The following is a 352-nucleotide window of genomic DNA, read 5'->3' on the forward strand; positions in this document are numbered from 1 at the left end:
GCCGGTGTCGCTGGCGGTGTCGTCCCGTGAAGCGGATTTTGCCGAGCAGCAGCCGGAGGTGTTTTCCCGGCTGGGGTTCGGTGTCGAGCGCGCCGGGCCGGAAACCCTGGTGGTGCGCGAAGTGCCGGCCTTGCTGCGCAACGGTGACAGCGAATCCATGGTTCGCGATGTGTTGTCGGATTTGTTGGCGCAAGGCAGTAGTGAACGTATTGCCCAGAAGCTGGATGAGCTGCTGTCCACCATGGCCTGCCACGGCAGTGTGCGCGCCAATCGTCGCCTGACGATCCCGGAAATGAATGCCCTGTTGCGCGACATGGAGGCCACAGAGCGCTCCGGCCAGTGCAACCACGGC

1 pseudogene is annotated in these 352 nt (G+C 64.2%); it reads left to right on the forward strand.

Features of this window, described 5'->3' with window-relative positions:
- A pseudogene (mutL, locus tag A3754_RS00350) lies at positions 1–352 on the forward strand (DNA mismatch repair protein MutL); the annotation flags it as partial.

The sequence above is a fragment of the Alcanivorax sp. HI0083 genome, assembly GCF_001635175.1.